At 70.8% G+C, this 17,466-nt stretch carries 19 protein-coding genes; 5 read left to right on the top strand and 14 right to left on the bottom strand.

Going from position 1 to position 17,466, the window contains the following annotated elements:
* Positions 1–39: 39 nt before the first annotated feature.
* Genes J5V96_RS10850 through J5V96_RS10840 form a run of 3 tightly spaced genes read right to left on the bottom strand, consistent with a single transcriptional unit; the run spans position 40 to position 4,105 of the window.
* The gene (locus tag J5V96_RS10850) at positions 40–1,203 is read right to left on the bottom strand and encodes a cysteine desulfurase family protein (protein WP_208503687.1); all 1,164 of its coding nucleotides are present in this window, start codon (positions 1,201–1,203) and stop codon (positions 40–42) included.
* 15 nt (positions 1,204–1,218) lie between these two features.
* Entirely contained in the window at positions 1,219–2,169 is a 951-nt protein-coding gene (locus tag J5V96_RS10845) for a tetratricopeptide repeat protein (protein WP_208503686.1), read from the bottom strand.
* Between the two features lie 46 nt (positions 2,170–2,215).
* Positions 2,216–4,105, bottom strand: coding sequence for a DUF8094 domain-containing protein (locus tag J5V96_RS10840; protein ID WP_208503684.1), 1,890 nt, complete (start codon positions 4,103–4,105; stop codon positions 2,216–2,218).
* Positions 4,106–4,271: 166 nt separating this feature from the next.
* Here J5V96_RS10840 and J5V96_RS10835 point away from each other — a divergent pair, with 166 nt between their 5' ends.
* Positions 4,272–5,321: an AI-2E family transporter gene (locus J5V96_RS10835; RefSeq protein ID WP_208503682.1), complete on the top strand. Its 1,050-nt coding sequence runs from the start codon at positions 4,272–4,274 to the stop codon at positions 5,319–5,321.
* Between the two features lie 21 nt (positions 5,322–5,342).
* Here J5V96_RS10835 and J5V96_RS10830 read toward each other — a convergent pair whose 3' ends face one another.
* The 9 genes from J5V96_RS10830 to rpsB form a co-directional block, all read right to left on the bottom strand.
* On the bottom strand, positions 5,343–6,053 hold the full coding sequence (locus J5V96_RS10830) for an alpha/beta hydrolase (RefSeq protein ID WP_208503680.1): 711 nt from the start codon (positions 6,051–6,053) through the stop codon (positions 5,343–5,345).
* A 20-nt stretch (positions 6,054–6,073) separates the two neighbouring features.
* Positions 6,074–6,358, bottom strand: coding sequence for an Rv1322 family protein (locus tag J5V96_RS10825; protein ID WP_208503679.1), 285 nt, complete (start codon positions 6,356–6,358; stop codon positions 6,074–6,076).
* A 9-nt stretch (positions 6,359–6,367) separates the two neighbouring features.
* Positions 6,368–7,195: an aggregation-promoting factor C-terminal-like domain-containing protein gene (locus J5V96_RS17055; protein ID WP_236014748.1), complete on the bottom strand. Its 828-nt coding sequence runs from the start codon at positions 7,193–7,195 to the stop codon at positions 6,368–6,370.
* A gap of 80 nt (positions 7,196–7,275) precedes the next feature.
* Positions 7,276–7,839: a DivIVA domain-containing protein gene (locus J5V96_RS10815; RefSeq protein WP_208503678.1), complete on the bottom strand. Its 564-nt coding sequence runs from the start codon at positions 7,837–7,839 to the stop codon at positions 7,276–7,278.
* On the bottom strand, positions 7,836–8,858 hold the full coding sequence (locus J5V96_RS10810; RefSeq protein ID WP_208503677.1) for a phosphatidate cytidylyltransferase: 1,023 nt from the start codon (positions 8,856–8,858) through the stop codon (positions 7,836–7,838). Before J5V96_RS10810 ends, J5V96_RS10815 begins: the two co-directional genes overlap by 4 nt.
* Before the next feature lie 4 nt (positions 8,859–8,862).
* Positions 8,863–9,417 carry a ribosome recycling factor gene (frr, locus tag J5V96_RS10805; RefSeq protein WP_208503676.1) on the bottom strand — a complete coding sequence of 185 codons (555 nt, stop codon included), beginning with the start codon at positions 9,415–9,417 and terminating at the stop codon, positions 8,863–8,865.
* An 82-nt stretch (positions 9,418–9,499) separates the two neighbouring features.
* Positions 9,500–10,216, bottom strand: coding sequence for a UMP kinase (gene pyrH / locus J5V96_RS10800; RefSeq protein ID WP_208503675.1), 717 nt, complete (start codon positions 10,214–10,216; stop codon positions 9,500–9,502).
* 144 nt (positions 10,217–10,360) lie between these two features.
* Positions 10,361–11,188, bottom strand: a complete 828-nt coding sequence (tsf, locus tag J5V96_RS10795; protein ID WP_208503673.1) for a translation elongation factor Ts — start codon at positions 11,186–11,188, stop codon at positions 10,361–10,363.
* Positions 11,189–11,235: 47 nt separating this feature from the next.
* The gene (gene rpsB, locus J5V96_RS10790; protein WP_208503672.1) at positions 11,236–12,084 is read right to left on the bottom strand and encodes a 30S ribosomal protein S2; all 849 of its coding nucleotides are present in this window, start codon (positions 12,082–12,084) and stop codon (positions 11,236–11,238) included.
* A 322-nt stretch (positions 12,085–12,406) separates the two neighbouring features.
* On the opposite strand from rpsB, the gene J5V96_RS10785 reads away from it, so the two are divergent.
* Positions 12,407–12,928, top strand: a complete 522-nt coding sequence (locus tag J5V96_RS10785; protein WP_208503670.1) for a murein hydrolase activator EnvC family protein — start codon at positions 12,407–12,409, stop codon at positions 12,926–12,928.
* 3 nt (positions 12,929–12,931) lie between these two features.
* Here the strand turns inward: J5V96_RS10785 and J5V96_RS10780 are convergent, their stop codons facing one another.
* Positions 12,932–13,834: a tyrosine recombinase XerC gene (locus J5V96_RS10780; protein WP_208503668.1), complete on the bottom strand. Its 903-nt coding sequence runs from the start codon at positions 13,832–13,834 to the stop codon at positions 12,932–12,934.
* Between the two features lie 71 nt (positions 13,835–13,905).
* On the bottom strand, positions 13,906–14,232 hold the full coding sequence (locus J5V96_RS10775; protein ID WP_208503667.1) for a DUF2469 domain-containing protein: 327 nt from the start codon (positions 14,230–14,232) through the stop codon (positions 13,906–13,908).
* 146 nt (positions 14,233–14,378) lie between these two features.
* On the opposite strand from J5V96_RS10775, the gene J5V96_RS10770 reads away from it, so the two are divergent.
* The 3 genes from J5V96_RS10770 to dprA are packed head-to-tail and all read left to right on the top strand — an operon-like array spanning position 14,379 to position 17,463.
* Positions 14,379–14,741 (top strand): YraN family protein, encoded by a 363-nt coding sequence (locus J5V96_RS10770; protein WP_208503665.1) that lies wholly within the window; start codon positions 14,379–14,381, stop codon positions 14,739–14,741.
* A complete protein-coding gene (locus tag J5V96_RS10765) occupies positions 14,738–16,261 on the top strand; it encodes a YifB family Mg chelatase-like AAA ATPase (protein ID WP_208503663.1) in 1,524 nt (507 codons plus the stop codon). The genes J5V96_RS10770 and J5V96_RS10765 overlap by 4 nt, the downstream gene beginning before the upstream one ends.
* The gene (gene dprA / locus J5V96_RS10760) at positions 16,258–17,463 is read left to right on the top strand and encodes a DNA-processing protein DprA (protein ID WP_208503660.1); all 1,206 of its coding nucleotides are present in this window, start codon (positions 16,258–16,260) and stop codon (positions 17,461–17,463) included. Before J5V96_RS10765 ends, dprA begins: the two co-directional genes overlap by 4 nt.
* Positions 17,464–17,466: the final 3 nt, after the last annotated feature.

Here is a 17,466-nt window from a genome sequence, read left to right as displayed (position 1 = left end):
GGCGGGCCCGGGCCAACGGCCGGATCTGGGCGGGCCGGATCAGCGGCGCGCGGCCGTGCGGTAGGCCGTCGGCAGCGCGTCCGCGAGCGCATCGACGTCCTGCGGAGTGCTGGTGCGGCCCAGCGTGATGCGCAGCACCTGACGCGCCGCCCGTTCGTCGAGCCCCATCGCCATCACGACATGCGACGGCTCGGGCACGCCCGCCTGACAGGCCGATCCTGTCGACACCGCGATGCCCGCGCGGTCGAGCAGGTAGAGCAGCGACTCGCCGGCCGCACCCGGCAGATGCACGTGCAGGCTGCCGGGGAGGCGGTCCACGGGATCGCCGAGCAGGACCAGCTCGGGGATCTCCTCGCGCAGGCGGCCGAGGAGCCGGTCGCGCAGCGCCGCGAGCCGCACGGCCTCCGTCTCGAACTCCGCCTGGGCGAGTTCGGCGGCGACGGCCAGGGCGGTGGCGCCCGCCACGTCCTGAGTGCCCGCGCGCAACGCGCGCTGCTGGCCGCCTCCATGCTGCAGGGCGGTCAGCGTCGCGTCGCGCGACACGACGAGCGCGCCCGTGCCGACAGGCGCACCGATCTTGTGGCCGGACACGCTCAAGGCGACAAGCCCTGCGGATCCGGATGCCGCACCACGCCACGCACGGAAGGCGACGGGCACGTGCCCGAACGCGGCCACCGCGTCCAGGTGGAGCGGCACGCCGCGCTCGGCTGCGACGGCGGCCAGCGCCGCGGCGTCGTTGACCGTGCCCGCCTCGTTGTTAGCGACGAGCGCGGTGGCCAGGGCGACCTGCTCCCCCAGCGAATCCGCGAGGCGATCCGGACGGATCCGGGCATGGCGGTCGAGTGCGACCGGAACGACCTGCGTTCCCTCGTGGCTGCGCAGCCAGCCGACCGTGTCGAGTGTCGCGTGGTGCTCGCCGTCCGGGAGCACGAGCGCTTCGGTCCCGGGACGGCGCGACCACCAGAGTCCCTTGAGCGCGAGGTTGATCGACTCCGTACCGCCGGAGGTGAACACGACCTCGATCGGCTGGCAGTCCAAAACCGCGGCGAGACGCTCCCGCGCATCTTCGAGGAGACGGCGCGCGTCCTGCCCCGCACCATGGATCGAGGACGCGTTGCCCAGGTGACCCGTCGCCTCGAGCCACGCGTCGCGCGCCTCGGGCCGAAGCGGAGACGTCGCCGCGTGGTCGAGATAGACCGTCACAACGGGGTCCGCGATTCAGAACAGCAGGGAGGTCAGGCGACCGCGGGCGCGCACGACGCGCGGGTCGGCGGCGCCGACGAGCCCGAACAGCTCCAGCAGGCGCTCGCGGACGGGCGCCCGCTCATCGGCCGGCAACGCGGCGAAAAGCTCGAGAAGGCGATCGAACGCGTCCTCGACGTGTCCCCCGCTGATGTCGAGGTCGGCGACCCGCATCTGAGCCTCGACGTCCTGCGGGGCGGCCGCGGCCGCCGCGCGCGCGGCCTGCAGATCGACGCCCTGAACGCGCGAGAGCAGGCGCACCTGACCGAGCCCGGCCTGCGCCTCCTCATCGCGCGGGTTCTCCTTGAGAGCCTGCTCGTAGGCGGCGATCGCTCGGGTGTAGTCGCCCACCTCGATCGCCGCGAACGCCTCGGCGTGCAGCGGCGGCAGAGGCCGCTCTCCCTCTGCTGCGGGCGCCTCCGCGTCCTCCGCGGGCACCGTCCCCGTCACGCCGTTCTGCGCCGCGAGCTGAAGCAGCTGCGCGAACACCTGACCGAGCTGCTCCTCGGGCACAGCACCCGCGAACAAGGGAACGGGCTGCCCTGCCACGAGAGCGATCGCCATGGGGATCGACTGCGGGCGGAACGCCTGGACGAGCTGCGGGTTGGCGTCGGCATCGACGCGGACGAGCACAAGACGGCCGCCCTGTGCACGCACGGCGTTGGCGAGTCCCGCATCCGTCCCTCCCGCTCGGGGCGACCACAGCTCGACGACCACGGGCACGCTGCGCGAGAGCTCCAGGACGTGGCCGAACGACGCGTCCGTGACATCAGCGACCAGCGACGATGCGGTCTCGCCGCCGGGGGACGACGACCCGTTCGGCGCCCCGCCCGCGGGCGCCGAGGCGGGCGCGGGGCGGTTGCGGAGGGAGGAGAGGTCGACGGCACCGCGCAGGGCGGCGGCAGTCAGGCCGGAGGGGTCGCTCATCGGTCGTCCTTCGTCGGGAGGGTCAGGGAGAGGAGAGGGGCCGGGATCACTTCACGGCGTCGATCGAACGGAGTCCGTCCACGAGGCCACCGGCGAACCCGAGCACGCGGATCGCTTCGTCCGATCCCTTCGCGGGCACCGCGAAGAAGAGCTGATTCGTGTTCGTCTCCACAACGCCGGTGGTGTTCTTGTCCGTGCCCAGCAGCACACGGGCGGCCGGGTTGCTGTCGAATTCGATGAACACCCCCTCCTCCTTCGGCTTCGTCACGATGGTCGTGTCGAGCGTGACGGCCACCAGGGCGCCGTTCTCGAGCGTTCCGAGGGCCACGGGATCCGCGGCTCCGGCGCGCTGCTCGAACGTCATCTCCGCCGTCTCGGCACCGCCCTTGTCAGAGAGGATCTTCAGGGATTCGGCACGCGAGGTCTCGAGCGCCGAACGGAACGCGTCGCTCTCGAGATCGAACATCGAGGCGTACTTGCTGGAGTCGCCGTTCTGCAGCACGTCGGCGTACGCGGCCGCGAGCTGATCCGGCGCGATCTGCAGGAAGGACGAGTCCGGCGGGATCAGCGACGAGCCCAGCCAGGCCGGTGCGAGCTTCGGGATCTCCACGGAGGCCTCGAGATACGCGAAGGTCGTCACCTTGTAGTTGGACCACGGATCCGCCTGCGTGATGTTCATGATCGCCGGCGGCGCCTGCTGCTCACCCTCGGCGGGCGTCGCGCCCTCGACGATCATCATCGCGTTGCGCGGCCACTCGTCGAACGCCTGCGGCAGCAGGATCTGCACGCCGCCGCCGGGCAGCGGCTGGGGCGCGGCGAAGTCGCCCGAGCCCGAGCGCACCTTGTAGTTGACCTTGCGCACCTCGAGCGCCACGCCTTCGAGTCGCGTGGCGGCCAGATCGCCGTCCCGCTTCTCGTCGGCCTCGGCGACGGTGGCGGCGATGGACTCGGCGATACGCGCAGCCTGCGCCTCGGTGAGCGCGGGAGCCTGCTGGTGCTCGGGCGCCACGACGGTCTCCGTCGGCGAGGGCGTCGGCGTCTCGGCGAGCTGCGGCCACGCGTCAGGCGAGCACCCCGTGAGCAGCGCGACCGTGAGGCCCATCGCCGGAAGCGCGATCAGGGCGCGACGACCTCCTCGCGGCGAGCGGCCGGTGTCCGGGTCCGGCGATCCCGTCTCGGCCTCGGTCTCGCCGTCGGTCTCCTCACCCGCGGTGATCTCCTTCTGCGGCTCGGGGGCCGTCAGCGCCGGCTTGCGGCGACCCGCCCCCAGCGCCCGCGGACGCGTGGGCGGCGTCATGCGGCCCTTGCGGCGCGGACCGCGGGAGCGGCGCACGTGCCGCACCCCCAGGAAGTACAGGATCAGACCGAGCAGCAGCAGGATGCCGCCCAGCACGATGAGAGGGCCGGCCCACGGCGTGGCGTTCGAGATCGGCCAGACGATGGAGACGTCCGACGGCGCGGGCGCGGTGCCATCCGAGGCGAGGAGAACGCTCACGCCGTCCGGCAGCTGCAGCTTCTTGTTCAGAGTGCCGGTGTCCGACGTGTACTCGTCGAGCCACAGGTCGGCCCCCGCGGGATTGCGGCCGGAGAACTCACCCTCATAGGTCGGCGTCTCCGCCTCGACCGACTCCGCCACGGCGGTGCCGTCTGCGTCGAGCGTCACGTGGGTGAACGGCGCATCCGCCAGCCACGCCTCCATGTCGGAGGTGCGGCCGTAGGCCAGGTAGATCGTGTCCGATCCCGAGACCTGAAGGGTCTGCAGTCCTGCGTGAGCGCGGAAGACCTCGGCATCAACGAGCGTGTAGGGCTGGGGCTCCGAGATCTCGACCTTCATGGTCGCCTCGTCAGGCCCGAGGAACACGGTGCGCTGTGCGATGCCGGCGCCGATGAGCGCGGCCGCCAGCACGAAGGCGATGACTGCCCAGACGAAACGCACGAATTCGACTCCTCACGCGACCCGCGCTTCGGAACGCAACGGGTCTGGTTCAGACGTCCCAGCTTATCTGCCACGCGCTGTGTACCGCCTCCGGGCCCGTCGAGCATCGCGATATCGTCCGCTCCCCCTATTCTGGCGAGGTACCAGCCGCGCTCGAGGAGGCCCCGTGAAGATCCACAACCCGTTCCGTCTCGCGCTCGTCGCGACCCTCGGCGTCGGGCTGGGCATCCTCTTGCTGCAGAGCGTGCAGACCCTCTCGACGATCCTTCTGTACGTCGGCACCGCACTGTTCATCGCTCTGGGTCTGGATCCGGTCGTCTCCTGGCTCGAGCGTCACCGGTTCCCGCGCTGGGCCGCGGTGCTCATCACCCTGGTGGCGGTGCTCGGCCTGTTCACCGGGCTCGTGCTGATCATCCTTCCCGTGCTGGTCGACCAGATCAGCGCGCTGGTGAAGGAGGTGAGCGAGATCGTGTCGCGCGGCACCTGGCTCGACGAGCTGCGCACGTGGCTGCACTCGCTGCTGCCGGCCCTCAAGATCGATGAGGTGCTCGAGAACATCAACGGCTGGCTCAATGACAACATCGACACGATCAGCGAGAGCGTGCTCGGCGTCACCTTCGGGGTGGTGAACGGGCTGTTCGGCGCGTTCATCGTCGTGATCCTCACGATCTACTTCACCGCCTCGACCCCGTCGCTGAAGCGGTCGATCTATCAGCTCGCCCCCGCCTCGAAGCGCGCAACCTTCGTCTCGCTCGGCGACCAGATCACCGACTCGGTCGGCTACTACGTGATGGGCCAAATGAGCCTCGCGGTCATCAACGGCGTCCTGAGCCTGATCTTCCTCAACATCATCAGCGCGCCGTTCCCCGCGGTGCTGGCGGTGGTCGCGTTCTTCGGCTCGATGATCCCGCTCGTCGGCACGATCTCCGGATCGGCCGTGATCGTCCTCACCTGCCTGATCCCGGGCGTGGGGTCGCCGACGACGGCGGTGATCGCGGCGGTCTACTACCTGATCTACATGCAGATCGAGGCGTACGTGCTGTCTCCGCGCATCATGAGCCGGGCGGTCTCCGTGCCGGGCGGCGTCGTGGTCGTGGCGGCGCTCGCCGGTGGCGCACTGCTCGGCCTGCTCGGCGCGCTCATCGCGATTCCGGTCGCCGCGAGCGTGCTGATCATCTACCGCCAGGTGGTCATCCCGAGGATGAACCAGCTCTGACGGAGCGCGCGGTGCGCGTCCTCAGCCGGCCCACTCGGTCGGCAGCGGAAGCGCCGCGGGGTTGATCGCCCGCACGATCTCCGTGAGCACGCGGTAGGTCTGCTTCTCGCCGACCCAGAGATGCTTGCCCTCCTCGACGGCGATCAGCCGCAGATGGGGAATGAGCGAGAACCGCTCCGCGGCCTCGTCGGGTCGCAGGTAATCGTCGAACTCGGGGATCAGTGCGACGAGAGGGCGCGGGTCGCCCGCCCACGCACGAAGCTCGTCGTCGGTCGTGCGGTGCAGCGGCGGCGACAGCAGGATGGTGCCGCGCGTGGGGTGCTCGCGGCCGTACTTGAGCGCGAGTTCCGTGCCGAAGGACCACCCGAGGATCCACGGGTTCGGAAGTCTCCGCTCGGCGACGAACGCCATCGCGGCGGCCACATCGGCCACTTCGCTGACGCCCTCGCCGAATCGGCCGTCGCTGGTGCCGCGCGGCGAGGCGGTGCCGCGCGTGTTGAAACGCAGCACCGCGAGATCGGCCAGGGCGGGCAGACGTGCCGCGGCCTTGCGGATGATGTGGGAGTCCATGAAGCCGCCGTGCGTCGGGAGCGGATGCAGGGCGACGATGGTCGCGACCGGCGTACGGTCCGCGGGCAGCGCCAGCTCGCCGACCAGCGTGAGGCCGTCGCTCGTGTGCAGCTCGATGTCCTCGCGTGTGGCAGGCAGCAGTGCGGCGCCGCGGATCTCCATGAATGTCCTCTCCGGGCCGATCAGGCCGTTCTCCAGCAGTGAGTGTGCCAGTGGCGACGCGCAGCGAGATCGGCGGCGGCACCCATGATGCCGTCTTCACTCCACACGACGACGTGGGGGACGCCGACGTCGATCGTGCCGCGGCAGCCCGGACACGTGTAGGACTTCTCCGCGCGCGCACCCGAGACCGGCTGCACCGAGTACTCGCGTCCGCGACGTGTCTCCGTGCGCCGCCAGCCGGCGATCAGGCGGTCGAGCGGATCATCGCCCCGGTCGTCACGGCGACGACGGTTCGAGCGTGGCATGCGCCGCGCTCACCACCAGTGGTTGGAGGTCCAGAATGCGTAGGCGCTGGCCCAGCTCCCGTAGCGGCCGACCGCATAGCCGTTCGCCCACTGCAGGTTCGCGACGGGGTTGTAGCCGCCGCCCGGCACCTTGCTGCAGGGAAGCGCCTGGACGAGGCCGCACGCGCCGGACGACGCGTTTGTCGCATTGGGGTTCCAGCCGCTCTCGCGGCTCACGATGTAGTCGACGTAGCCCCAGTCGCCCTGCGCGATACCCGCGGCGGCCATCCACTCCGCCGGCGAACCGCCGCCGGTGTAGAGCACGGGCTGCAGAGCCACACCACCGGTGGAGGCGACCGTGGCCTTCTTCGCCTCTTCGGCTTCGGCTTCCTCCTCGGCCTTCTTGGCCGCTGCGTCGATCGCCGCCTGGATCTCCTCACGCGAAGCGCCGGCGGGCACCTCCACGCCCTGCGATCCGGCGTACGCCGCCCATTCCTCCGCAGAAGCCTTGGGGTGCGGGCTTCCGTCAGCCTGGGGCTGCAGCGAGACGCCATAGCCGGCGCCGAACGCGAGCCCGCCCGACGGCGCCAGGTCGGCCGCGGCGACGTACACCTGGGCGTCCGCCTGCGCGGTGTCGTAGTGGGATCCGGGCGTGCCCTCGGCCATAGCGGCGGCGGTCGGCACGAGGTACGCGGCCAGGAAGCCGAAAGCGGCGACGCCGGCGAAGACGTTCAGCACGCCGCGACGACGGTTCAGGCGCGTCGAAGCGGGGGCGGCAGCAGGGCGGTTGATCGCACGCGCGTCACGTCGGGTGATCTGGGCTGCCGTTCGGGTTCGGGTCTCGTTGGCGGAAGTCACAGTTCCCCGAGTGTAACCCGGGCCTCCTGGAGAAGTCACGCGCGAGCGTGATCTTCTCGTTATCTCCGGCCGCGGCTCCGTCAGCGCACGGCCAGCATCACACCGACCACGGCGTCGAGGAGCGCGTCGACCTGCTCCTCGCGGTAGCCGCGGCGCACGGTGCGGAAAGCGGCTCCGCGCACCTGATCGACCGTGACGGTCTCGCCCGACTCGAAATAGCGGGTGAGGCGATCCGCCACCAGGTCGACCTCGTCCGGCGCGTAGCCGTAGGCGAAGACCCCGACACGATCGAAGCGCTCGCGCTTCGGGCGGCTCAAGCGATTCAGGATCACCTGAGCGTCCTCCCGGGCGCCCTGCACCCACGCGTCGGCACCGGAGACGGCGATCGCGCGCTCGCGCTCACGCGCCGCGAAGGCGTCCTCGATTCGGCCGAGCGCTGCATCCACGGCCGCCACGTCATAGCCGCCGCGTGTGAGGGGGAACGCGACCTCGCGCACGGAGCGCGCATCGAGCGCCGCTCCTCCCCCGCGTTCGAACGTGCCCCTGGCCTCGGCCAGGAACGCATCCACGGCGGCCCGGTCATAGCCCTTCTGTCGGCCCTGCGCTGACGGAAACGGCTGCGGGCGTGTGGAAGCGTCGCTCATGAGACCCCCAGGGGCGAAAGGAAGTGGTGCAGCGCGAGGGCCGCGGTGGCGGACGGCAGGATGCTGTCGAGTCGATCGAGGACTCCGCCATGTCCCGGCAACCACGAGCTCATGTCCTTGACGCCGAGGTCGCGCTTGACCATCGACTCGCTGAGGTCACCCGCAGTCGCGCTGCCCACGAGCACCGCACCGAAGATGAGCCCGCTCCACCAGGGCAGGCCGAGCATGAAGTGCGCAAGCAGCGCACCGGCCACAAGCGACGCGAGCACCGCTCCGGCAAAGCCCTCCCACGTCTTCTTGGGGCTGATCGTGGGCGCCATCGGGTGCTTGCCGAATGACAGTCCGGCGGCGTAGGCGCCGGTGTCGGCGGTGACGACCACGACGATGAAGGCCAGCACCCACCACTCGCCCCCGGGCTCCCTCAGGAGCAGCAGGGCCAGGCTCGTGAGGAACGACACGTACAGCATGACGAACGCCGACACCACGACGTCCGCGAGCACATCCGCATACAGTCGCCCGTCCTGAGCGATCATCTGCACAAGCAGTCGCCACACGATGATCAGCGCGAGGCACGCGAAGATCATCGACCAGTGCAGCCAGAGATCCGCCCAGTAGGCCGAGGCGAGCAGAAGCACCACCGACGCGAGCTGGGGAACGAGGTCGATGCGACGCCCGCTCGCCTGCAGTGCGCGAGACAGCTCGAAGACGCCGAACACCGCGGCAGCGAGAGCGAAGATCGCGAAGATCCACTTCGCGAACACGAGCGACGACACCACGATGACGCCGATCGCGAGACCGATGCCGATCGCCGCGAACAGATCTCGCCCGGTGCGCTGCTTGATCCGCTCGTTCGCCTCGTCGAACTGGTCCTTGGCGTGCGCGGCGTGAGCCTCGAACTCGGTGCGGGCCGCGCGGATGCGGGCCTCGAACGCGGCGTGGTGATCGTGCGGCGCACCCGAAGCGGGCGCTGTGGCCGCCGTCTCAGGCGCCGGGCGCTCTGCGTCGGGAACGTCGCTCATCGGATCAGACCTCGAGGAGTTCGGCTTCCTTGTGCTTCAGCGCCTCGTCGATCTTCTCGACGTGCACCTTCGTGAGCGCGTCGAGCTCCTTCTCGCCACGGGCGATGTCGTCCTCGCCGACCTCGTCCTTCAGCGCGTCGAGGTCGTCCTTGATCTGACGACGGATGCCGCGGACGCGGACCTTGGCGTCCTCGGCCTTGGTCTTCACGATCTTCACGTACTCCTTGCGGCGCTCGGTCGTGAGCTCCGGCATGGTGATGCGGATCAGGCTTCCGTCGTTGGTCGGGTTCGCGCCGAGGTTCGGGATCTCGCGGATCGCGTCCTCGATCGCCTTCAGAGCCGACTTGTCGTACGGCGTGACGATGAGCGTGCGCGCCTCGGGGTTGGCGAGGGCGGCGAGCTGCTGCAGAGGGGTCGGCGTGCCGTAGTAGTCGACGAGCACCTTCTGGAACATCTGGGGGTTCGCGCGCCCCGTGCGGACCGATGCGAAGTCCTCCTTCGCCGCCTCGACGGCGCGGTCCATACGGGAGGTGGCCTCGGCCAGAACGTCCGCGATCACAGTGACTCCATTCAGTCGGGGTGTTGCTTCGAAGTTTACTGGGGGCGGCCCGCACGTCGCGGTGCGGACGCCCCGGGGTCGGTCACGCGGTGACGAGGGTGCCGATCTGAGCGCCGAGCAGGGCCTGCGTCACGTTGCCCGGCTCCATGCCGAACACGCGCATGTCGATGCGGTTGTCCATGCAGAGGCTGAACGCCGTCGAGTCGACGACCTTGAGGCCCTGCATCAGCGCGTCGCCATAGCTCACCGTGTCGAGCTTCGTGGCGGCGGGATCCGTGCGCGGGTCGGCGGTGTAGACGCCATCGACGCCGTTCTTGGCGACGAGCACCTCGTCGGCGCCGATCTCGAGCGCGCGCTGCGCCGCGACCGTGTCGGTGGAGAAGTAGGGCAGGCCCGCGCCCGCGCCGAAGATGACGACTCGACCCTTCTCGAGGTGCCGGGTGGCGCGCCGCGGGATGTAGGGCTCCGCGACCTGCGTCATCTCGATGGCCGACTGCACGCGGGTGGCGGCGCCGGCCTGCTCGAGGAAGTCCTGAAGGGCCAGGGCGTTCATGACCGTGCCCAGCATGCCCATGTAGTCGGCACGCCCGCGGTCCATCCCGCGCTGGCTGAGTTCGGCTCCGCGGAAGAAGTTACCGCCGCCGACGACCACGGCGATCTCCACCGTGTCGGTCGCCTCGGCGATCTCCCGCGCGATCTGACTGACGATGTCGGGGTTCACACCCAGCTGCCCGCCTCCGAAGGCCTCGCCGGAGAGCTTCAGGAGGACGCGGCGGCGTCCGGTCTTCTCAGTGATCACGTGTGTTCCTCTCGTCGCGTTCTAACGCTACCGGTGGCAGTGTGATCTGCCGCTGTGGATGGCGCCGCTGGTTTTGCGCACGAGAGGTCCCCGTGCGCGGCAAAGGGGCCCGGATCCGCTGATCCGGGCCCCTTTGAGGGACGCTTAGGCGCCGACCTTGAAGCGGGCGAAGCCCGTCACGGTGATGCCGGCGGCCTGAGCCACCTGCGCGACCGACTGCTTGTCGTCCTTCGCGTACGCCTGGTCGAGCAGGGCGACCTGCTTGAAGTAGGCGTTCAGGCGACCCTCGACGATCTTCGGGAGGGCGGCCTCGGGCTTGCCCTCCTGACGCGTGAGCTCGGTCACGAGCTCGCGCTCCTTCTCGACCTCGGCGGCGGGGACCTCGTCGCGCGTCAGGTACGACGGGTTCGCGAACGAGATGTGCTGCGCGATCGAGCGAGCGGTCTCGGCGTCCCCACCGGTGTAGGCGACGACGACGCCGACCTGCGGCGGGAGGTCCTTGCTGGTCTTGTGCAGGTACACCTGGAAGGCCTCGCCCTCCAGCGTGCGCACGCGACGCAGCTCGACCTTCTCGCCGATGATGGCGGCCTCGTCCTCGATCAGCTGCGCGACCGTCTGCTCGCCCGCGGGGGCGGCCAGGGCGGCCTCGGCCGAGTCGGCGCCGACGGCGGCGACCGCGTCGGCCACCTTGTCGGCCAGAGCGAGGAAGCGGGCGTTCTTGGCGACGAAGTCGGTCTCGCAGGCGAGCTCGAGCAGGGTCACCTTGCCGTCGACCTCGCGAGCGGCGACGAGGCCCTCGCTGGTCGAGCGGTCGGCGCGCTTCGCGTTGCCCTTCGCACCGGCGAGACGCAGGATCTCGGTGGCCTTCTCGACGTCGCCGTCAGCCTCCTCGAGCGCCTTCTTGGTGTCGACCATGCCCGTGCCGAGCTGCTCGCGCAGCGCCTTGATGTCGGCGATGGTGAAGTTGGCCATTGGTACTGGCTCCTCAGGTTCGGTGGATCCGATCGGATCCAGGCGACTTACTTCTCGGTGGACTCGGTGGCCTCGGCCGGGGCCTCGACCTCGGCGGGCGCCTCGGCGGCGGGAGCCTCGGCGGCGGGCGCCTCAACCTCGGCGGCCGGCGTCTCGAGGAGCTCCTGCTCCCACTCGGCCAGGGGCTCGGCGTCACCCTCGGGGTTGTGCTTCTGCTGCAGGCCCTCGGCCGCGGCGTCGGCGATGATGCGCGTGAGCAGGCCGACCGAGCGGATGGCGTCGTCGTTGCCCGGGATCGGGAACTGGAGGTCGTCGGGGTCGACGTTGGTGTCCAGGATGCCGATGACGGGGATGCCGAGCTTCTTGGCCTCGTCGATGGCGAGGTGCTCGCGCTTGGCGTCGACGACCCACAGCGCCGAGGGGGTGCGGGTCAGGTTGCGGATGCCGCCGAGCGACTTGTGCAGCTTGTCGAGCTCGCGCTTCTTGAGCAGCAGCTCCTTCTTGGTGAAGCCGGTGCCGGCCGGGTCGTTGAAGTCGAGCTCCTCGAGCTCCTTCATGCGCGCGAGGCGCTTCGACACGGTCTGGAAGTTGGTCAGCAGACCACCGAGCCAGCGCTCGTTCACGTAGGGCTGGCCGACGCGGGTCGCCTGCTCGGCGAGCACCTCCTGGGCCTGCTTCTTCGTTCCGACGAAGAGCACGGTGCCGCCGCGGGCGACGGTCTCCTTGACGAAGTCGTAGGCCTTGTCGATGTAGCCGAGCGACTGCTGCAGGTCGATGATGTGGATGCCCGAGCGCTCCGTGAGGATGAAGCGCTTCACCTTCGGGTTCCAGCGACGCGTCTGGTGACCGAAGTGGACGCCGCTGTCGAGCAGCTGGCGGATGGTGACCACAGCCATGGTCTCTCCTTCATTCGGGCAGGGTCGGCCGAGCCGGCTTCCTGCCATTGCGGTTTTTTCTCGCGGATCGACGATCTGCGAGCCTGGTGCCCGGCGCACTGCCGCCCTCTGCGAGGGACCGATGGGAGTGGATGCCGCGACCTGCTGGTCGCTCTGGGCACGCGGAGTCATCCCGACATGCGAGATGCGTCTCTCAGTGTATCAGGGGCGCGCAGGCCCGACGCGCCGCGGCGGCTCGTCCACAGGCCCCCGACTCCGGGCGCTGACTCCCGGACCGCCGACCCGCGCCTCCGCGCGACGTCGAGCCCGGCACGCTGGGCGCATGCCTCCTCGTCCGCCCCGATTGCTCGCTGCCCTCGTGCTCGGCGCGGCGCTGCTCTCAGCGCCCGCTCCCGCGAGTGGCGCAACGGATTCCCCGCAGCGCATCGAGACCGCCGAGGCCTGGCGATGGCCAGTGGCGGATGGCGTGCGCATCGTGCGTCCGTGGACCGCTCCGGCCCACGCATACGCGCCCGGGCACCGCGGCATCGACCTGAAGGCGGAACCTGGAGCGGAGGCGCTCGCTCCGGCCGGCGGCGTCATCGCCTTCCGAGGGCGGGTCGTCGACCGTCCGCTCGTGACGATCGATCACGGCGGCGGCCTCGTCACCACTCTCGAGCCGGTCGCATCGGAGCTCTCGCCCGGCGACGTCGTCCACCGGGGTCAGGTGGTCGGTCGCGTCGCGGCAGGCGGACACGTCGAGGCGGGAGCGCTTCATCTGGGTGTGAGGCTCGACGGCGAGTACGTGAATCCGATGCTGCTCCTGGGGGGTGTGCCCCGCGCGATCCTGCTCCCCTGCTGCTGAGCGCTACGCCCGGGGGTGCGCCAGCCGATAGGCGGCGGCGAGACGCTCCGAGGACACGTGGGTGTAGATCTGCGTCGTGCCGAGGCTCGCATGGCCGAGCAGTTCCTGCACGGCCCGCAGGTCGGCGCCGCCGTCGAGGAGGTGGGTCGCGGCGGAGTGGCGGAGCGTGTGCGGACCGACCGCATTCGATCCGAGCGCCGGACCGACCTCTCGGGCCACCAGATCGTAGACCGCGCGGGTGCCGATCCGCCCCCCGCGCACGCCGAGGAAGAGCGCGGGCGACGATGTCCCCGCGCGACCGAGGAGGGAGTCTCGGGCCCGTGTCAGGTAGGCCCCCACCGCGCGCGCCGCGGGGGCGCCGAAGGGCACGACCCGCTCCTTCGAGCCTTTGCCGACGACACGCACGGTCGCTCGGTCGAGGTCGAGATCGTCGATGTCGAGGCCGCACAGCTCCGACACGCGCGCCCCGGAGCCGTAGAGGAGCTCGAGAACCGCGTGATCGCGCAGGGCGACAGGATCCCCCTCCTGTGCTCGCTGCTGCAGGGCGTCGAGGACGTCCCGCAGGGCGTCGGCCGTTGCGACATGCGGCAGGGTGCGTCCGCGCTTGGGCGCCACGAGCCGGAGACTGGGGTCGATGTCGATCAGCTCCTCCTCCTGCGCCCAGCGGAAGAAGGAGCGCGCGGCCGACGTGCGGCGGGCGAGCGTCGAGCGCTCATCGCCGTGCTGGGTGGCCCGCCAGAGCCACTCGCGAAGCTGCTCGAGGTCGACGTCGCGCACATCCGGGTCGCCCGACGCCTCGGTGAGACCGCGCAGATCATTGCGATAGGCGCGCACGGTGGCCGGCGAGAGTCGGCGCACCCGCTCGAGGTGCTCCGCGAACGACTCGATCGCACGTGACAGCCGCATGCCTCCAGCTTCGCGCTCCCGCGCGAGCATGAGGGTCCGACCCGCCGTCGGGGCGTCGCTGCGCGCGCCCGCTACTTGCCGTCGAGCGAGAGGTCTTCGGGCAGCTGGAAATCGCGGCGCGAGAGCTCCTCGACGTTCACGTCCTTGAACGTGAGCACACGCACCGACTTCACGAATCGATCCGCCCGATAGATATCCCAGACCCAGACGTCCGTCATGGTCAGCTCGAAGTAGAAGTCGTGCTCGGTGTCATGACGCACGACGCTGACGTCGTTCGCGAGGTAGAAGCGCCGCTCCGTCTCGATCACGTACTGGAACTGGCCGACCACGTCGCGGTACTCCTTGTAGAGCGCCAGCTCGAGTTCGCGGTCGTAGTCGTCGAACACCTCGTCATCCATGGTCTGTCCATCCTATGCCGCCGGACGGGCCGCGATCGCCCCGTGACGACGCGGCTGGCTCGTTCACAGGACCGGTTTCCGAGCGGCCCGCTCCCGGATCGCGGATCCGCCGGTTCGGGCTCGTCCCGACCCGTCACGCTCGGGAGATGGCACGCAAAGACGAACTGGGACGGGCGGGAGAAGAGCGCGCGGCGGCGTACCTGCGCGAGCGGGGGTACGAGATCCTCGCGCGCAACTGGCGCTGCAGGCAGGGCGAGATCGACATCGTCGCGGCGCGTGGCTCCCGCATCGCCGCCGTCGAGGTGAAGACCCGCCGCAGCATCGCGTACGGCCACCCGCTCGCGGCCATCGATGACGCGAAGCTGTCGCGGATGTGGAACGTCGCGCTCGCGTGGGCTGCCGCCCACCCCGAGAAGGCCCGACGCGGCCGGGTCGGCGTGGATGCCATCGCCATCATCGGGGCCGACCCTCGGCATGGCACTCTCGAGCACCTCGAGGGTCTGCGATGAGGGTCGCGCGCACCTGGGCCGTGGCCCTGACGGGTCTGCGCGGAGAGCTCGTCGAGGTCGAGGCGGACGTCACCGCGCAGAAGCCGGAGTTCCGCATCATCGGTCTTGGGGACAAGGCGCTGGCCGAGGCGCAGCGGCGGGTGCTCAACGCCTGCGAGAACAGCGACATGCGCCTGCCCGACCGTCGCGTCACAGTCAACCTCTCCCCTGCGGGTCTCCCGAAACAGGGCACGGGGTTCGATCTGGCGATCGGCGTGGCATCGCTCGCGATCGACGGGCTCGTCAACGCCGAGTCCCTCGCACGCACGGTGCACATCGGCGAGCTCGGACTCGACGGCAGGCTGCGCCCGGTGCCGGGCGTGCTGCCCGCCGTGCACGCGGCGGCGAACCGCGGCTTCGAGCGTTTCGTCGTGCCGCACGCGAACCTCCCGGAGGCGCGGCTCGTGCCGGGCGTGGAGGTGCTCGGCGCCGTGTCGCTTCCGGAGGTCGCTCGGTGGCACGGAGCGGACATCGAGGTGCCGGACCTCGACCCCGTTCCCGGCGAAGCCGCCTCCGCGCCCGCGACGGATCCCGTCGATCTGGCCGACATCGTCGGCCAGCCGGCGGCGGTCGACGCCCTGATCGTCGCGGCCGCGGGCGGGCACCACCTGCTGATGTCCGGGCCACCCGGCGCGGGAAAGACGATGCTGGCGCAACGGCTTCCGGGGATCCTTCCCCCACTCGACGAGGAGGCAGCCTTGGAAGTCGCGTCGCTCCGCTCGCTTGCCGGCCACACGATCTCCACGCTGGACCGCACGCCCCCGTTCGAGGCACCCCACCATTCCGCGAGCATCGCCGCACTGATCGGGGGCGGCTCGCGCACGGCCCGACCGGGTGCGATCGCCCGGGCCTCCCGCGGCGTGCTCTTCATCGACGAAGCGGCGGAGGCCCCCGGCGGCGTGCTCGACGCGCTGCGTCAGCCGTTGGAGCAGGGCCGCATCGAGATCCACCGCGCCGGATTCCGTGCCGAGTTCCCCGCCCGATTCCAGCTCGTCCTGGCCACCAACCCCTGCCCGTGCGGGGAGTTCGGCGTGCGCGGCGGCACCTGCACGTGCGCGCCGAGTGTGGTCCGCCGCTACCTCGCCAAGCTGTCCGGGCCGCTGCTCGATCGGATGGACATCGATCTGCGCCTTCAGCGCGTGACGTCGTCGCGCGCAGACGACTCACCCGTGATCAGCACCGCAGAGGCCAGCGTCCGCGTATCCGACGCGCGGGAACGCGCCACCGCCCGACTTGCCGGAACCCCCTGGCGAGTGAACGCGGAGGTGCCGGGCGCCTGGCTGCGTCAGGGCCCCCGGCCGATCGCCGCGGAGGCGCGCCGTGCCCTCGAGGGCGCACTGCAGCGCGGCGCGATCACCCTCCGCGGCTATGACCGCGTGCTGCGCGTGGCATGGACTCTCGCCGACCTGGCGGGAGTCGACCTCCCCACCTCCGCCGAGATCGGCCAGGCGCTGTTCCTCAAGAAGGGAATCACCTCATGACCGCGAAGCGACCGCCGAGCGTGCTCGACGACCCGGGTCTGCGGGCGGCAGCCGCGCGGATATCGTCCCCGGTCGAGGATCCGGAGGGCCTCGCCGCCCGCCTGGCATGGAGCGTGCTGTCCGAGCCCGGTGAGGCGACCGCGGGCGCGCTCATCAGCGAGTGCGGACCTGCCGCCGCGTTGCGGATCGTGGAGGACGTCGTCGCCGGCCTGCCCGTCCCGGAGATCCAGGGCGTGCTCGCGCGCGACCTGGTGGACATGTCGAAACGCTGGCAGCCCCGGCTGCATCCGCCCATGATCGCCGACGTCGCCCGTGCAGCGGCGCGCAGCGCTCTCACGTTGCTCGCTCCCGAGGGGGCCGGATGGCCCGCGCGTGTGGACGACCTCGGCGCACACCGGCCCCTCGCCCTGTGGGTGCGCGGCGACGCGGCGGCGCTCTCTTCCACCGAGAGGTCCGCAGCCCTCGTCGGCGCACGCGCTGCCACACCCTACGGCGAGCACGTGGCCGGCGCGCTCGCCGCCGATCTCGTGGACGGTGGAGTGGCGATCGTCTCCGGGGGCGCCTACGGCGTGGACGGAGCGGCGCATCGTGCGGCTCTCGGGGCAGGCGGCACGACCGTCGCGTTCGTCGCGGGTGGCGCCGACCGCGTGTATCCCGCCGCCCACGCGAATCTGTTCCAGCGCATCGCCGACCAGGGGGCCGTGGTCAGCGAGGTCGCTCCGGGCGGGCCGCCCACGAAGTGGCGTTTCCTCCAGCGCAACCGCCTCATCGCCGCCGCTGCTGCGGCGACGGTCGTCGTGGAGGCCGGCTGGCGCAGCGGCTCACTGAACACCGCGGGGCACGCCGCAGCGCTCGGGCGGCCGCTGGGCGCCGTGCCGGGGCCGGTGACGAGCTCGACGTCAGAGGGCTGCCATCGGCTGCTGCGTGAGTTCGACGCGACGTGCATCACTCGGCCGACCGACGTGCTCGAGCTCATCGGCGACTGGGACACGGGCGGCGACCGCCGCGGCGAGGACCGCCCGCATCCGGACGCCATCCGCGTGCGCGACGCGCTCGGGGTGCGCGCATGGCGCACGCTCGACGACGTCGCTCGCCGATCCGGTCTGTCCCTCGCCGAGGTTCAGGCTCAGCTGGGCCTGCTTGCGCTGGAGGGTCGTGCCGAGGCATCCGTCGACGGCTGGCGGCTGGTTCGAGAGGGATGAGTG

Source organism: Microbacterium stercoris (assembly GCF_017592545.1).
Lineage (GTDB): Bacteria > Actinomycetota > Actinomycetes > Actinomycetales > Microbacteriaceae > Microbacterium > Microbacterium stercoris.
This window is presented reverse-complemented; position numbering and strand designations above follow the sequence as displayed.

Coding starts and splice junctions, on each gene's coding strand:
- J5V96_RS10845 (WP_208503686.1), bottom strand. CDS start 2,169: ATGAGCGACCCCTCCGGCCTGACTGCCGCCGCCCTGCGCGGTGCCGTC.
- J5V96_RS10830 (WP_208503680.1), bottom strand. CDS start 6,053: ATGGAGATCCGCGGCGCCGCACTGCTGCCTGCCACACGCGAGGACATC.
- J5V96_RS10825 (WP_208503679.1), bottom strand. CDS start 6,358: ATGCCACGCTCGAACCGTCGTCGCCGTGACGACCGGGGCGATGATCCG.
- J5V96_RS10815 (WP_208503678.1), bottom strand. CDS start 7,839: ATGAGCGACGCTTCCACACGCCCGCAGCCGTTTCCGTCAGCGCAGGGC.
- J5V96_RS10810 (WP_208503677.1), bottom strand. CDS start 8,858: ATGAGCGACGTTCCCGACGCAGAGCGCCCGGCGCCTGAGACGGCGGCC.
- tsf (WP_208503673.1), bottom strand. CDS start 11,188: ATGGCCAACTTCACCATCGCCGACATCAAGGCGCTGCGCGAGCAGCTC.
- rpsB (WP_208503672.1), bottom strand. CDS start 12,084: ATGGCTGTGGTCACCATCCGCCAGCTGCTCGACAGCGGCGTCCACTTC.
- J5V96_RS10785 (WP_208503670.1), top strand. CDS start 12,407: ATGCCTCCTCGTCCGCCCCGATTGCTCGCTGCCCTCGTGCTCGGCGCG.
- J5V96_RS10780 (WP_208503668.1), bottom strand. CDS start 13,834: ATGCGGCTGTCACGTGCGATCGAGTCGTTCGCGGAGCACCTCGAGCGG.
- J5V96_RS10775 (WP_208503667.1), bottom strand. CDS start 14,232: ATGGATGACGAGGTGTTCGACGACTACGACCGCGAACTCGAGCTGGCG.
- J5V96_RS10770 (WP_208503665.1), top strand. CDS start 14,379: ATGGCACGCAAAGACGAACTGGGACGGGCGGGAGAAGAGCGCGCGGCG.
- J5V96_RS10765 (WP_208503663.1), top strand. CDS start 14,738: ATGAGGGTCGCGCGCACCTGGGCCGTGGCCCTGACGGGTCTGCGCGGA.
- dprA (WP_208503660.1), top strand. CDS start 16,258: ATGACCGCGAAGCGACCGCCGAGCGTGCTCGACGACCCGGGTCTGCGG.